General features: G+C 42.5%; 15 protein-coding genes. 9 read left to right on the top strand and 6 right to left on the bottom strand.

The window, feature by feature from the left end; genetic code table 11:
- Positions 1 to 262: 262 nt before the first annotated feature.
- The 9 genes from PG840_RS05590 to PG840_RS05550 all read left to right on the top strand — a co-directional run bounded on the left by PG840_RS05590 (position 263) and on the right by PG840_RS05550 (position 7,947).
- Positions 263 to 574 (top strand): helix-turn-helix domain-containing protein, encoded by a 312-nt coding sequence (locus PG840_RS05590; RefSeq protein WP_179960461.1) that lies wholly within the window; start codon positions 263 to 265, stop codon positions 572 to 574.
- A gap of 155 nt (positions 575 to 729) precedes the next feature.
- Positions 730 to 1,443, top strand: a complete 714-nt coding sequence (locus tag PG840_RS05585) for a hypothetical protein (protein ID WP_005333529.1) — start codon at positions 730 to 732, stop codon at positions 1,441 to 1,443.
- An 85-nt stretch (positions 1,444 to 1,528) separates the two neighbouring features.
- Positions 1,529 to 1,858, top strand: coding sequence for a DUF1648 domain-containing protein (locus PG840_RS05580; protein ID WP_022415592.1), 330 nt, complete (start codon positions 1,529 to 1,531; stop codon positions 1,856 to 1,858).
- A gap of 61 nt (positions 1,859 to 1,919) precedes the next feature.
- On the top strand, positions 1,920 to 2,153 hold the full coding sequence (locus PG840_RS05575; protein ID WP_117470884.1) for an LPXTG cell wall anchor domain-containing protein: 234 nt from the start codon (positions 1,920 to 1,922) through the stop codon (positions 2,151 to 2,153).
- A gap of 55 nt (positions 2,154 to 2,208) precedes the next feature.
- Positions 2,209 to 2,592, top strand: a complete 384-nt coding sequence (locus PG840_RS05570; RefSeq protein WP_226850873.1) for a hypothetical protein — start codon at positions 2,209 to 2,211, stop codon at positions 2,590 to 2,592.
- 225 nt (positions 2,593 to 2,817) lie between these two features.
- A complete protein-coding gene (locus PG840_RS05565; RefSeq protein WP_005333533.1) occupies positions 2,818 to 3,492 on the top strand; it encodes a response regulator transcription factor in 675 nt (224 codons plus the stop codon).
- Entirely contained in the window at positions 3,465 to 4,718 is a 1,254-nt protein-coding gene (locus PG840_RS05560; RefSeq protein ID WP_005333534.1) for a sensor histidine kinase, read from the top strand. The genes PG840_RS05565 and PG840_RS05560 overlap by 28 nt, the downstream gene beginning before the upstream one ends.
- A 95-nt stretch (positions 4,719 to 4,813) precedes the next feature.
- The gene (locus PG840_RS05555) at positions 4,814 to 5,485 is read left to right on the top strand and encodes an ABC transporter ATP-binding protein (protein ID WP_172676439.1); all 672 of its coding nucleotides are present in this window, start codon (positions 4,814 to 4,816) and stop codon (positions 5,483 to 5,485) included.
- 5 nt (positions 5,486 to 5,490) lie between these two features.
- The gene (locus PG840_RS05550; RefSeq protein WP_227338367.1) at positions 5,491 to 7,947 is read left to right on the top strand and encodes an ABC transporter permease; all 2,457 of its coding nucleotides are present in this window, start codon (positions 5,491 to 5,493) and stop codon (positions 7,945 to 7,947) included.
- Positions 7,948 to 8,442: 495 nt separating this feature from the next.
- Here PG840_RS05550 and PG840_RS05545 read toward each other — a convergent pair whose 3' ends face one another.
- From PG840_RS05545 to PG840_RS05520, 6 genes are all read right to left on the bottom strand, one after another.
- Complete coding sequence (locus PG840_RS05545) at positions 8,443 to 9,369, bottom strand: S1 RNA-binding domain-containing protein (protein WP_005333538.1); 927 nt, start codon at positions 9,367 to 9,369, stop codon at positions 8,443 to 8,445.
- A 16-nt stretch (positions 9,370 to 9,385) separates the two neighbouring features.
- The gene (locus PG840_RS05540) at positions 9,386 to 11,356 is read right to left on the bottom strand and encodes a VirD4-like conjugal transfer protein, CD1115 family (RefSeq protein ID WP_022415647.1); all 1,971 of its coding nucleotides are present in this window, start codon (positions 11,354 to 11,356) and stop codon (positions 9,386 to 9,388) included.
- The gene (locus PG840_RS05535; RefSeq protein ID WP_022415648.1) at positions 11,346 to 12,452 is read right to left on the bottom strand and encodes a hypothetical protein; all 1,107 of its coding nucleotides are present in this window, start codon (positions 12,450 to 12,452) and stop codon (positions 11,346 to 11,348) included. Before PG840_RS05535 ends, PG840_RS05540 begins: the two co-directional genes overlap by 11 nt.
- A 109-nt stretch (positions 12,453 to 12,561) precedes the next feature.
- Complete coding sequence (locus PG840_RS05530; RefSeq protein WP_117470885.1) at positions 12,562 to 13,263, bottom strand: DUF6100 family protein; 702 nt, start codon at positions 13,261 to 13,263, stop codon at positions 12,562 to 12,564.
- Between the two features lie 6 nt (positions 13,264 to 13,269).
- Positions 13,270 to 13,797, bottom strand: a complete 528-nt coding sequence (locus tag PG840_RS05525) for a DUF5697 family protein (protein WP_005333543.1) — start codon at positions 13,795 to 13,797, stop codon at positions 13,270 to 13,272.
- 328 nt (positions 13,798 to 14,125) lie between these two features.
- A complete protein-coding gene (locus tag PG840_RS05520; RefSeq protein ID WP_270613416.1) occupies positions 14,126 to 14,974 on the bottom strand; it encodes a MerR family transcriptional regulator in 849 nt (282 codons plus the stop codon).
- Positions 14,975 to 14,990 lie beyond the last annotated feature (16 nt).

The following is a 14,990-nucleotide window of genomic DNA, read 5'->3' as shown; positions in this document are numbered from 1 at the left end:
TCCCATACGGCAGTGCTGCGTTTCGTTCTGCATATAATTTTGACAATATCAATTTTAACATGGGTAAATTACCGCTACAATCGCAGGACTGTGCCAGTTACAGACGATGGAGTGCCAAAAATGTGACCAACGCTAAAAGCGTTATAAATGCAATCCTTATGGATACTGTAAGCGTGATTTGCAACCAATTATACTGGATTTACATGACTAATGCTTTAAGCGTTAGTGAATACTGGAAGGAGGAGGTGTGCGTGTGAAAGGAATGGGAAAGGCAATCCGCAGGTACAGGGAAGAGGCAGGAATTACGCAGGAGAGACTGGCTGAACTGGTGGATATCAGTACCAACCATCTGGGTGCGATTGAGCGGGAAGTGAAAACACCTACGATGGAAACATTTGTAAAGCTGTTGAATGTATTAGGTGCGGAACCGAATGAAGTGCTGAAGGAAGTGATTCCTCTTACCAGAATGGAACATACTTCTGTAGTGGAAGGAAAGCTGGAAAGGCTCACACCGAAGAAGCAGGAAAGCGTGCTTCGGATGTTGGATGTGATAATTGAAGAGATGATGAAATAGAAGCTGTCTGCGAAATTGCCGCAGGCAGTTTTTTTGAAAGCTGTATATGCAATAAAACACATAAAAATATGCGATTTATGATGAAAGTGATTGCAAGATTTGATATAGTAATCCTAAAAGCATTATAAAACTAATTCTTAAAGGATGACTATAATATGAAAAAGGGATATGTGGGATTATTGGCATGTGCGTCAGGAATTCTGATCGGACTTGGAATCAGCCGGCTGGATCTGACAGGTTATCTTGAAAAAACACAGGAGCAGGAATATCACCCGGTAGAAAGAAAGGTGCCTGAATCAGTAGAAAGCAAGCTGAAAGATCCAAAACAGTGCTGGCTGTGTGGAAGCGATGAACGGAGTATGATGGATTATTTCCGGAAGTTTGACGATCTGGGAGTGATCTGTACCAATCACTGGTATGTGATGGATATGCATATCCGGAATCATGATGAGGACGGGAATCTTACCGGCCCGCAGGGAAACGGGCATATGGGTTATACCGGGACAGGAGAAGGCGGCTGCTTTTTCCATACGGAGCAGATGTCGGATTACGGGATTTCCGAAGTATCGGTGGATTACGGGGAAGATAGTATCTTCGATGTGAAAAAAGTACAGAACCATCTGTGTCAGGAATGCCTGGATAAGCTGGTGGAAAGCATGGAGGTATTCTGTGAGGAAACGCAAAAACCCAAGCCCCGTGATCTGGTACTGGTGGATTTTCAGACATTGGAGCTGTACGCCATTCAGGAGCATAATGCGGGATACTTTATCCGGGATTATTATGTGGAAATTGAGTCGGAGGAAGATGGGGTGGAAGTAAAGGCATTTTACTGCCCGAAGCTTAATAACGGGAAAAAGGATGGAGAATAAATTGAGGTTTGCATTGGTGAGGAGTATAATGTAAGTACGTGTTATGTATTGGAAAAACTTGAATTTAGCAGAAAGAAGGATTGTTATGAAATTTATCAATACTAGAAAATTCACATGGATAATTTGTATAATAGGATTTTTGCTTGCTCTTGTAAGTATATTTTTCTTACCGAGTATTATTCCAGTACATTTTGCAAATGGGATTGCGGATGATTATGGAAGAAAAATACAAATATTTTTATTTCCTATATTACAAGTGCTTATCACTTTTTTGACTGGACGAGAAAAAGTAAAATATTGCCTGACACATTCAAAAACTTTCTTAACGGACATTCAGTTTAATTGGATGATAGATGGTGTACTTTTATTGGTAATGTTTGCAGAAATATGGGTTATCTATGCTTCATTTGCATAGAAATACTTGCATAACAATTTACATTTGATTGAGCAGATAAAAATGATTTGAGGTGGTAGCAATGAAAAAGCGATTGGGAATCATAGCCGGAATTTTAGGAATTGTATTGGCAGTCATTGGCATTGTACTGAAGCAGAAAGAAAACACAGCCGTTTCTGTTATTGGTGGTGCGGATGGCCCGACTTCTATTTTCATAGCAGGGAAGTTAAATGTTGATAATTTTATTTTTATGATTGTAGTTGGAATTATTTTATTGATTTTGGCAGGAGTTATTTTTTACAAACGTAAGCATTAAGTTACAGTTTTTTAGACTGTGTATGGCGGAAGAACCGGGAAAGTGTAGATATATCATGGGGATTTTGGAAAAAAATAAAAAAAGTAAGGGTACAGCGTTTGTCTATGATGAGAATAATGATTACTATAAGATGGAAATAAACGGGATTGAATTTGTCTGTGACAGTATACATTCCGATTATGAGAAGCATGCAGTTGAACTGGCACAGGCGTATGAGAAAAGGCTGCCGGATATCGTGGATTATCTTATGCCGGATATAAAGGAGATGTTTGGAATTACAAATCCAGATGTAATAGCAAACTCACTAGGAAAGCCGAGTATAGATTTGGATAGAGGAACACTGACTTATCTGGAGCACACAATGGACAGCCTACATATTATTGAAATGGAATTTGACGGTATCTTCACGGCATTCTATAACTCCTGTATTGATGGATAGGACTTTAGTAACATAGAGCTGCAGTTGTCTACAGCTTTTATCCAGACTTCGGATGTTACAGAGAAGCAATCAGAAATGGATTGATCGATTTCTGAAGCAGTATCCGGTGAAATCCTTGAACATATGAAGGAAAAGTATGTATGTTAATTTTATTTTTATTGTAGACAAAAGATAGGACTGATATGATAAAAGAACAGGTTATTACAAATAGAGGTGGAGTATTTGATGCAGAAAATATTATTACTGGAGGATGACTTGAATCTAAATCGGGGAATTGCCCTGTTACTTTCACGGGAAGGGTATGAGGTTCGTCAGGTTTATACAATAAAGGAAGCAAAAGAAGCATTTCAAAAAGGAGATTATGCTCTTGTTATCAGCGATATTACATTGCCGGATGGTACAGGACTGGATTTTGGAAGGATGGTACGTGCAGGTGGAGATACATATCTTATCTATCTTACGGCTTTGGATCAGGAAATAGATATTGTAAATGGTTATGATACAGGGGCAGATGATTATATTACCAAACCATTTTCACTGATGGCTTTGGTGTCGAAGGTGAACGCATTGATGAGACGGCTTTCTAAGGTACAGGCACAGATTATGTCTTCCGGAGAGATTACGGTGCATATGAAAACGATGCAGGTGTATAAAGGGGATGAACCAGTTACTTTAAGTAAGAAAGAATTCTCTCTGTTGCTGTATCTCTGGGAGAATGCAGGACAGATTGTTTCAAAAGAAAGTATCCTGGAGCATGTATGGGATATAGACGGTCAATTTGTCGATGATAATACGGTTACTGTCAATATAAGCAGACTGAAGAATAAACTTGGAACAGAAGAGATAGCGAATGTGAGAGGACTGGGATATATATGGACCGGAAAGGTAAACAAAAATTAAAACGGTATTTTATCGTATATGTAATCTTTGCAGTATTTTTTACAGTAGGAATGTATCTGATAACAAAGTATGAGGAAAATGCGAAAGCAACGCAGATAGCACTGCTCCTTGCAGAACATCCTGAACTGGAAGGGGAAATAGTTGCAATCTGGGAAAAGTCAGGAACAGTAGATTTTATAAGAGACCGGGACGATCAGAAGATAGAAAGAGTCGTACAGATGCTGGAAGAAACTTATGGTTATCACTCAGGGAGTGGATCTTCAGATGTGGTTATAAGGATTATCTGGGGAATTGGATTACTAGTGGGAGTCATAGTATGTAGCCTGTTCTTGTACCTGGACCGAAGAAAAAACTGGAGCAGATACGGTGATGAGGAACAATTACAGCAATTATATGAATGTCTGCAGGAATTCAGAAAAGGAAAATTCCAAACATATCCTGAAGAAACATCAGAATCGGAACAATGGTTAAAGGTGTGGGAATCTGTAAAGGAGCTGGGGCAATATTTCGAAGATTTGAAGGAACGTCTGGAGCAGGAAGAAAATGGTACGAAGAGTCTGATTACAGATATTTCCCATCAGTTGAAGACTCCGCTTGCATCACTCCGGATGAGTCATGAGCTGGTGGCAGAAAATCGGGTTACAGGAGAAGAACAGAGGGAGTTTCTGGAGCAGGAATCACAGGAACTTACCAAACTGGAACAGCTCTTGAATGAACTGGTAAATCTTTCAAGGCTGGAAACACATATGATCCAGATACATTCGCTTCATGAAAGCCTGAAGAAAACGCTAACAGAGGCTGTCAGTCAGATTTATATGAAGGCAAGAGGAAAAGATATTTCCATTCAGGTGGAGATGGATGATGATATAGTTGTGAACCATGATTCAAAATGGACGGTAGAAGCATTAACGAATATCCTTGAGAATGCAGTCAAATATTCACCGGAACATACAACGATTACAGTGAGGACGCAGGAGCTAGCAAGCAATGTGCTTATTGAAGTAGAAGATGAAGGAATGGGCATTCCTGCGGAGGAACTGCATAAGATCTATCAGAGATTTTACCGGGGAAGGAAAGCAAAGGAACAGGTAAAAGACGGAGCGGGTGTCGGTCTGTATCTTGCCAGAAAGATCATAGAAGAACAGGGGGGGACAATAGCAGCCAAAAGAAAGGCTGAGAAAGGTATGATATTTAAAGTGACACTGCCGCTCATAATAGGAGAATAGTCGGAACCCTTACAAAACTGTTATGGTTGTTGTAAGGGTTTTGTAATGCAGGAATGTTATAGTAGGGGTATGAAATGGAAAGGGGACTTGAAGATATGAGTAGTATTTTAAAAGTAGAAGATCTAGTAAAGTATTATGGAGAAGGCGAGAATCAGGTGAGAGCCGTGGATCATACAAGTTTACAGATAGAGAGAGGCAAGTTTACAGCTATCGTAGGACGTTCCGGCTCCGGAAAATCTACACTTCTGCATCTGATTGGAGGGCTTGACAGACCGGATTCCGGCAAAGTATGGATTGATGGAACCGATATCTATTCTCGAAAAGATGATAAACTGGCACAGTTTCGAAGAAAGAAGATAGGATTTATCTTTCAGGATTTTAATCTGATTCCATCGCTGAATGTGTGGGAGAATATCGTTCTTCCGCTGGGACTTGATAATCGCAAGGTAAAGCCGCGGGAAGTGGAAGATATTCTCAAAAAAATCGGACTGCAGGATAAGAAAGATGCGATGCCGTCTGCTTTGTCTGGTGGACAGAAACAGAGAACTGCGATAGCCAGGGCATTGGTGACAAGACCGGCGATAATTTTGGCGGATGAGCCGACTGGAAACCTTGATTCCCAGACTGAGCTAGAGGTTATGAGCCTATTGAAAAGCTGCGTGTCGGATTTCGGGCAGACGCTTATCATGATTACCCATGATGAAACGATTGCCCAGATGGCGGATGAAATGATTATCATTGAAGATGGCAAGGCGGTGAGAAGATAATGAAGATGACGACCAGAGTTGCATATTGCAATATGCGGCATTATAAGAGCAAAAACATACTGATTGGAATTGCCATTATCCTGACAACATTACTGCTGTTCGTAATCCCATCAATCGGAAAAGATATGGTGGAAGTGAACTTTGCGGTAATCAATAAGATTTATCCAACATGGCATGCCCTTTATCGGAACGTGGACGAGAGTACAGTTATGAAACTGGCGGCACATCATGATGTGAAAACTTACGGACTCCGCAGCGATGCGGGGTACATGAATCTGGAAGATGCGACGGTTTCCATGATGTATATGGACAGAACAGGGATGGAACTTTATAAAGTGAAGCTGAAAGAGGGGCAACTTCCGCAGAAAGAAAATGATATTGTGGTTTCAAAAGGAATACTGGAAGCATTAGGACAGAATGGGAAAATCGGTGACACTATCACAGTACCTTATCAGATTCTGAAAGATGACGGACTGGATTATACGAAGGAGAAAGACTTTCGAATCTGTGGTTTTTTAGCAGATAATGAGAGCAGCAAAGAACAAAAACAATATACATCATTGGTTTCAGAGGCCTTTCTGAAAGCGGAGATACCGGTAGAACAGGTGAAATATCGGTTTTTACTTCAGGTGAATGGACAGAAAGGAAATACGACTGCAGATTATACAGAGACGATACAGAATATTGCCAGACAGTTCGGGATTTCCGAGGATGACATGAATATTAATAAAGAGTATCTTGCAGCAAATTATGTGGATCCGGCTACAATTCCGGTGATTGTAGGAATCATGCTTATTGTTGTATTGGCGGGCATTATCACAATTTATAGTGTTTATTATGTATCTATGAACCAGAGGGTTCGGGAATTTGGAAAGTTAAAGGCAATCGGGGCTACGAAACGGCAGCTTAGACAAATCGTACTAAGAGAGGGAATGGGAGTGGCGTTGTTTGCCATTCCGATAGGACTTTTGATCGGAACAGTTGCTGTGAAAGTTGTACTTCTCCAGTTTGTAGAACATGCAAAGGATTCAAACGTACTTATAACAGAGGCATACAAGGTTGTAGCTAAAGGAGAAGTCCAACTTTATTATTGGTGGATTTATCTGTTGGCAATTGCAGTGACTCTGTGTACAGTGTATCTGTCACTGATGAAGCCTATGCGTATGGCGGCGAAGGTATCAGAAATAGAAGCTATGCGTTACCAGGGAGGCAGTAAGCGACAGAAAAGCAGCAGGAAGGGATATCAATTTCTGAATATCGGACGACTGACCAAGAGAAATCTTGCAGAGAATAAAAAGAAGAGTACTATCACGATTGTATCTATGGCCGTTACCGGAATATTTGTCATGATGGTAGCAACGGTGCTGTCTTGTGCAAATCCGATGGAAAGTGCAAAGAGTTCGATTGTGGGGCAATATGAGATTTCTCCAATTGTGGAATCCGGGAATAAAGAGCATCCTGAATATGAATGGGCGGAGGTTCAAAAGAATAATCCATTAAATGAAGGACTAAAGCAGCAGATAGAGGAGCTTGACGGTGTTGAGCGGGTAGATGTGTTTACCGCGTTGAAGGTATCAGGAGGACCTTTTGAAGAAAAAATTGGAACCGAATTTATCAATGGAGTGCCGGAAGAATACGCAGAAGAGCTGAAAAAAGGAATCACTGAAGGCAATGTCACATACGAGGAATTGAAATCCGGGGATAAAGTGATTCTGGACCGCGCGCTACTTCACTGGTATCCAGATATTAAAGTGGGAGATAAGCTGAAACTCAATATTCATGATGGAGATAATACCTTTCAAAAAGAGATTGAAGTGGCAGCAATTGGTGAATATGGAACAGGTCTGACAAACTATAACTGTCTTATCATGGCAAAAGAAGGGGCAGAGAAACTTACCATAAATAATTCTTCCAGCTATTTTCAGGTGATTGCAGATAAGGATTATGATGAGGCACTGGAAGCATCTCTACAGGCTATTGTGGATGGATCAGGCAGACTGCAGATGCGTACCTGGAAGAATGAGTACGATACATGGGAAAATGCCATACAGATGACTAGAGGTGCATGTTATGCATTTATCATCATTCTGGCAGCAATCAGCATTATGAACTTGATTAACACAATGATCAATAGTGTCCATGTGCGAAAAAAGGAGCTTGGCATGATGCAGGCAATCGGAATGTCGGACCGTCAGTTGATGAAGATGCTCCAGTTGGAAGGTATATTCTATACAGTAGGCACTCTTATTATCAGTATCGGAGTGGGAAGTCTTGCAGGATATCCGTTGTTTTTATATGCAAAGCGTACAGGAATGTTTGATATCAGCACATACCATTATCCGGTAACAGCAGCTATTATTATAATTTTAACATTGTTTGTGATACAGATGTTATTGGCAATATTCATTGCAAAGTCAGTAAGGAAAGATTCATTGATAGAGAGAATTCGTTTCAGTGAGTAAGAATATAAATTTCTGATGTTTAATGCAGATACTAATCAATGTCATAATAAAAAGGGGGACTTGATTTCTCAAATCCCCCAGTGTATAATGAACTCAAGAAAGGTATTCAGATGCAAAATCTGATGCCCTCAGTTAAATTTTATATTCTATGTATAAGTCATAGCATCCAAAACTTTCCTAGGGTCGTGGATGCTATTTCTTATTATGTCGATCTATATAAGTCAAAGCCGCAAAAATTACCAATAGTAAAGTCAATACTTCCATTGTATTCATGGGCATCACCCTCCTTGGATACTAGAGGGCAAAATCGAAATGCATCCGTCTTTCCGGTTCAGTAATACCGAATCAGTATAACACGTTACCGTTTTCAGTACAATAAGGTAATGGTCTGAAAAATACTTTATTCTGTCACCTTATGTAGCTGTATCGTGAGTATTTGCTGGACTAATTGGTGCTGTATATGAAAAAAAGCTATTTAAAAATAAGGTGGAAGCCTTATATGGTCTGCTTGATGATGCGGGTGATGATGCCGAGGGCAACATTACGCTCTTCATCAATATGCGTCACCACAAAGGATACCTGATCCTTTTTCCCGACTGTCCGGCTGTCATAGCAGGAGTGGGCAATGGCATTGACACCGATGGAGAGCCGGACAAAGACGGTGCCTTTATGGATGTCTTCCACAGTTCCGGCGTATTTTCCCTGAATCTTACATTTTTTCATGTTTTCCTTGCTGGTGTTGCCTTCCACACTTTTGACATCTGCGTGGACAATGACCTGCTCCGGTGAGTCTGCCCGCACATCCAGGATGCGTACCAGGATGTGATCGCCTACCTGGAAGCGTTCTCTGGCATCACCCATCCAGTCGAAGGACAGGTCTCTGGCAAGAATGGAGGTTTCCACACCGAAAATTTCTGCCCGGACTACCTTTTCCGCAACAGCAATGACTCTTGCCTGCACGATACGGTCTTCATAAACTTTCGGCATTCCGGAAGCATCTTTATCCAGATAGAAGATCTGGCGTTTCTTCAGCATCGCTTCTTTCCGGCTGGCGACAATGCTGCGTGTCTTCGGATCTAATCCCTTAATCAGAAAATCAATCTCACATCCAAGCATATTGTTGAGGATTTTGTTCTGCCGCAGAGCAAGCTCCCCATAATCGTGTGCTTCATCCTGCATGAGATGGATCATCATCTCAGTTACTGGGATGACAGTACGGAAATCCTTGTAGTAAACCACGGCAATGAGGCTGCCGTTTTCTGTTTTCTCGATACCGCCAAGCATTCCGGTTAAGATCCGGCGGGTACGGTAGGCATTCTGGATCTCATGCCAGGTAAGGTCTGAAATGGACTGGGCTGTTTCCAGCTTCGCATCGGAATCCAGAGTTAAAATAGGTGTGTTGGTTGTTTCGTTTGGCATCATAGTGTCTCCTTTCAAATTATGACATGATAGAATCTTTATCTAAAGGAACCATGTCTGTGTGATCCGAATAGTTATCTGCTGAGAAGTCATCCGGGAAATCGTGATAGCCAGGTTCCTGATAAACGCTTTGCTGGTCAAAGTGCGGTTCAGCTTTTTTCTTTTTCTGCTTTCCATAAGAAGCGGTTTTTTTCGGGTGGGAAGCAGGAATAGTTGGAGTGTACGTATATTCTTCACTACATGCTCCTTTTCTCCATTCCGGAATATGTTCGGAAGCCTTCCGGGGAATGAGTTTTTGGGCATCCGGGTGCAGGGTGTAATCGTATTTTTCTACCTGCAGTACCTTCTGACCACGCAGGATAATCAGTGCAGTATCCAGCGGGAGCCGCAGGATCTCATCCGGAGTTAAGAGCTTTCGTTTCCCGATGGATCTGGTCTGGCGGTATTCCGGTGTATAATCGGATACCCTCCAGCTATTTAATTGTTTGGCTTCGCTGCTGACACCAACGGTCACATCACCGGAGCGGTTAGAGATAAATGTAGCAGTTACCTCATCCGTACAGCCTAAAAATAGCTGAGTGTCGCAGTTCCCGATGATTTCCTGCCATTGGTTTAAGGGATACCGGTTCTGCATCTGAGGCAGGTTTTGGAAAATGCAGGAAATACTGAGGTTTCGACTTCGGATCACGGAAATCTTTTTGTTGAGCGATAGGATTGCTCCCGTATTCGCCAGCTCATCAGCCAGGATATGTACCGGAACCGGCAGTTTTCCATCTTCCCCATAGGTGTCTGCATAACGGACCAGTTTGATAAATACGAAGGTCATAAACAGGGAAGAAAGAAAATCAAAAGTGCTGTCTTGATCCGAAGTGATGCAGAAGTATGCACATTTTTCTTTTCCCGGCAGCGTCAGGTTGATCTCATCATAGGAAGTGATCTGGCGGATCAGCTTGTTCTGGAATACCTGAAGTCTGGAACCGAGTCCGATGATGACGCCGGAACGTACCGTGTCACTTGCCTGCTTATAGATGCAGTAGGGGACTTTTGCCGGATGGGAGACCGGAAGCAGGTCAAAGAGGCTGTTCAGTTCTTTTTCCGAACTCATGGTCAGGAGTTTGTATACCTGTCCGATATTCTTTGCCTCCGGTGGGAATCCCTGATCCACATAGAGAATCAGAGCTTTTAATAAGTTCATCTCGGCATTGTCCCAGAAGTGATCGCCTTTGGCAGAACCGGTATTCTGGATGATGACATCAGCAAATACCTGTGCCATGGTTTCCTGTCCGCCAATTTCACCCAGACAATTCCAACTATCCGAGTTTTCCGGGTTTACAAGATTAAAGGATTTCACGATATATCCGGCATTCTCAAGGTAAGTGGCTGTACTTTCGTACAATTCCGATTTTGGATCGGTGATGATGAGGCTTTCCCCGCGGGCAACACACTGGAAGATCATGTTGCGTGCAAAGGCCCGGCTTTTCATGGAACCGCTGGCACCGTAAACGGCAATATTCCGGTTCATGCGGGTATCCTTCGGGAGACAAACGGCTTTTCCGTTCAGTTTTCCAAGAATGGTTCCCTTGTGTTTCTTGACATCATTCGTAAGCTCCAGTACCTGATGCATTTCCTCCAAAGTCATAAAACCGGAAGTCCCATAGGTTCCCTTTGTGGAATAATTCAGGTTCCGGCCCCGGTCTGTTATTTCCCCGTTTCGGTCAAATCCCATACGCATGAGAAGGAAGGTCAGGAGTCCAAAAGCTGCCAGACATAGAAAAATCCCATACAGATTGTACGGGAAAGCAGTCAGGGCATCCAGACAGGCGAGCGGGTGCGGGGAGGGGATCTGCGGGGCAGTTCCGTTTCCGGCAAAATTGCCGGCAGATTCCCAGGTCTGATAGTTGCGGATAAATTGAGCAACATAGCCTCCTGCATAGAGGGTGCAGAAGGTGATCGGAAGCATATAAATGAGCTTCCACCATTTACGGTTCATGTAAAAACCCCCTTTTGAATTTGCAAAGGTCAATACTGGAGAAATGGATTGTGGCAGTTAAGTATTTTTTCAGGACCGGAATCTGAAAATCGAAACAGATCAGGTTCCCGGATCTGCCGTATACATTTAAGCCGGTATTGAACCGGTTGATTCGCTGCATGTCAAAATCATAAGCAAGAAGGATGGGGTTCCCGGAAGCATCCGTGGCATCATGTTCCAGTGGAATTGAATCGCTGCGGCAGCCCAGATCGGACAGCAGGAGGTTGTCCAGCTTTTCCATGATCTCAGGGTGAACCAGCAGTTTTAAAAGCACTTCCCCTTCCGGAGTATTGGGAAGGTAATGGAAATGCTCGAAGGAGGTGTCCAGCATAAACAGGCTCTTTTTGTAGCCTCCGGTACTGGTAAACAGCCGGAAAGCCATTTCCATGTCGGTTCCGGTCATGATTGCCCGGATCTGTGGATGTCCGTTGTAAGGGTAGCCTTGCAGGTAATGCTGCAGGAAGGCGTTTAAGCGGACTTCCGTTCGATATTCCCATTTCAGGACTCCGTTTCCCGTGTTATAAAGGACATAGACACATTGCGGTGCCATCAGGATGCCCATGCTGCGGGAGTTCCTAATCTTCGTGGTCTCCGGGCCCAATTCCTTAATTTCTCTGGAAGCGTAAAAAAGAGGAAGGCTTCGCATACCGATGGAACCAGCTTCGCGGTGATTACAGAAGATGTCAGGTTTTACATCCGGATAAAAGGGAATCCCGGCATGAAGGAGTGTCAGATACGTTTCGGCTTTCTGATGTAAGCGGATACGTCGGGATACTTCACTTCGGATGAGGTTCGTCTCGGTATTGCCGGTCAGATAGCACTGGAAGCGTAGCGGCGAGACAGATAACAGCATCTCTTTCGCAGCTTTTGTAAGACGGTAGCCTCTGAGAGCATCCCGGTAGTGGGTACGGATGAGGTGTTCCGCCTTCAAATCCGTAATGAGTTTTTCCGCATAGGAGGCACTTGGGATGAGTCTGTTTAGCTGGTCTGCGGGAAATTCCCCGCACATCCCTATCATTTCCAGTAAGCGGTATTTCGTAGTGTCAGGTCTTATCAAATAAGCATCACCTCAATTCAGTTCTTACCCATGCAAGCCTATACTTGGGTAAATCTCCGGTGGTTTGGAGATAAAAAAAGCAAGAAAACAAAGTTCCCTGCGGTGGTTCTTACCGATGTCGGATTTCTGCCTGAGAAGTCAGGAGATTTTCCGACATGCTTTCGTGATGATTTTTCTGGTTCTGCAGCCATTTCGGAAAGTCAGCTTTTTCCATAACCGATACCAGTGTACAGTCCTTTAAGCCAAGCTGTGTCGTGTAGTAGGAATCACAGAAAAAGCCGCTGTCATCTGTCAGAACATAAGTACAAAGTGTATCCAGAATCTGTTTAAACTCCAGATTGTCATAATCCCGGATACGTCTTTGAGGAAGTTCCCTGTCATATATTTGACTGAAACATATCACGCAGTCACGATAGAGGGGCAGGGCATTTTGTTTTACATACTCCCGAAGCATATAATTAAGCGGTTCATGGAGAAATGCAGTGTTTGTGTGGACTCTTCGTTTCGGAAGCAGTCCGGGAAGCGTAATGGTGAGAATCCCCTGCTGTTCTGCAATCCGCATTCCCTGTGCATCTGCCACTTTGGGAAGATAAGCTGCTTGATTTGGGGAGAGAGCCGGACAGACAAGGTTACGCATCTGGCAGGCAATCCGCTCCGCCCGAAGAGCAGCACTGACGCTCAGTTCCTCAAAATTTTTATCATAATTCTGGATATCAGTGACCTTCAGAGCGTAAACGGTATTCGTCAGTTTTTGCAGCTCCCCTTCCAGTTTTTCAAGCCGCTGGTAAATGGTTGGTGTATTTTGCGTCATAATAACCTACTTTCTCATGTAGTAACTGACAGCACCGGATTCATTTACAAGGCAGTAAGCGGCTACATCATCAATGGTGATTTTGGCAGCCTGGCTTTCGGATTCTAAGACAATCAGGCGTTTGGAACCATGTGATGGGATACTTTCCATCACATGATTGATCAGAGCCTCCTGTTCTTCACCGATATAGATGATTTCGTATTGTTCATCTTGCGAAAAGAAATTGAGCTTGATTGGAAATTCGCCACTGGTGTGGTATACAACACCTTTCTTAAAATCCAGCAGTACCCAGAAGCATGTAATTATAGCATAGTCAGGATTCTCAGCAGACTGCTGGCTGTCACAAAGAAGGTCATGCTCTTTATCGTAAATGATGCGCCCTTGTTTGATGAGGCTGGTAATCAATGACTTGATAGACTGCTCATGTCGGGAGAAAAGTTGTAAAACCTGGTCATACCTCAGAGTATGGTAAGTGGTAATGAACCGTAAGAGCTTGGCTCCCTCTCCTTGATAGATTTCGTTCCTTGTTTTCATGATTGACTCCCTTCTATATATAATAGGAAACTTTATACATATGGCTGTACGTACAGGATACGTTTGGTATTGTAAGTATAGTGTACGTACAAAGTACATAGAACCTGCTGTCAGCGATTGAATTTACAGGTACAAAAAAAGCACCATCTATGGGTGCTGGAAATAAGGAAAACTATAAGCAATACCTATTGTAGCATGGGTAATTTTACGCTTCAATCGCAGAAGCAGGTCATTTCTGTGCCATTTTCACTGGTTGGCATAAAAAAAGCAGGAAACCATTTTGATTCCCTGCATGGTGTATTGTTGTGCTTTTGTGTAGTTCTAATGATTACTTGTCTTTATAAAATGCTTCGAAAGCTTGTGCGAAGAATTCGGCTGTACCATTGCCGTATTTTTCATCTATCATAGGTTTGATTTTTTCATTACGGTAATATTGAGCCTGTGCAACCATCAGACCGTGTTCTTTCTTTATCTGTGAAAGTTGTTTCATAAGAAAACCGTATTCGGAAACAAGTTCTCTTACTTCAGAAGAATCTGGTGAACATACTTTTTTAGCTGCTAATTTGTATAAAAGATTGTCAAATTGTTGGTTGTAACTTTCTGCAGCCTCTTTGCTAATAGGATTGTTGGCAACAGACAGGAATTGCTCTTTTCCTCCATACCACTCAACAACTTTAGCATAGCCTTTCTGCATTTCTTCTGATGAAACTGTCTTAATATAATGCTTTTTCCATTCTTCAATGCTTCCAAACTCTTTTACAGCAAGTTCTTTCATATTGTCAGGCATATGTTCAAACATAGTTTGGAACATTTCTTCAACTTCCGTTTTACTAAAAATCGCAAAATCCATTTTATTCTCTCCTTTCAGGATATCATCAATGCTGGCAATCAGATGTTCCATACATTCTTTCTTTGCTACCAACATTTTTCTCTGCATTTGCAAGATCTGGTTCCTTTCAAGAGCAGGATTCTCCAGAACAGCTTTGATTTCTTTCAAAGGAATGTCAAACTCACGGAAAAACAGAATCTGCTGTAATATTTCCAATGCCCTATCGTCATAAAGCCGGTATCCCGCATCACTTTTTTGTGTTGGTTTTAAAAGCCCGATTTCATCGTAATAGTGAAGCGTGCGAACGCTGATACCTGTAAGTTCTGATATTTCTTTGACTGTCCTCATAGTTGCTGACCTCCTG

Source organism: Coprococcus sp. AM97-35 (genome assembly GCF_027697525.1).
Lineage (GTDB): Bacteria > Bacillota > Clostridia > Lachnospirales > Lachnospiraceae > Allocoprococcus > Allocoprococcus comes.
Note: the sequence above shows the minus strand (reverse complement) of the source record. Positions and strands in the feature narration are given on the sequence as shown.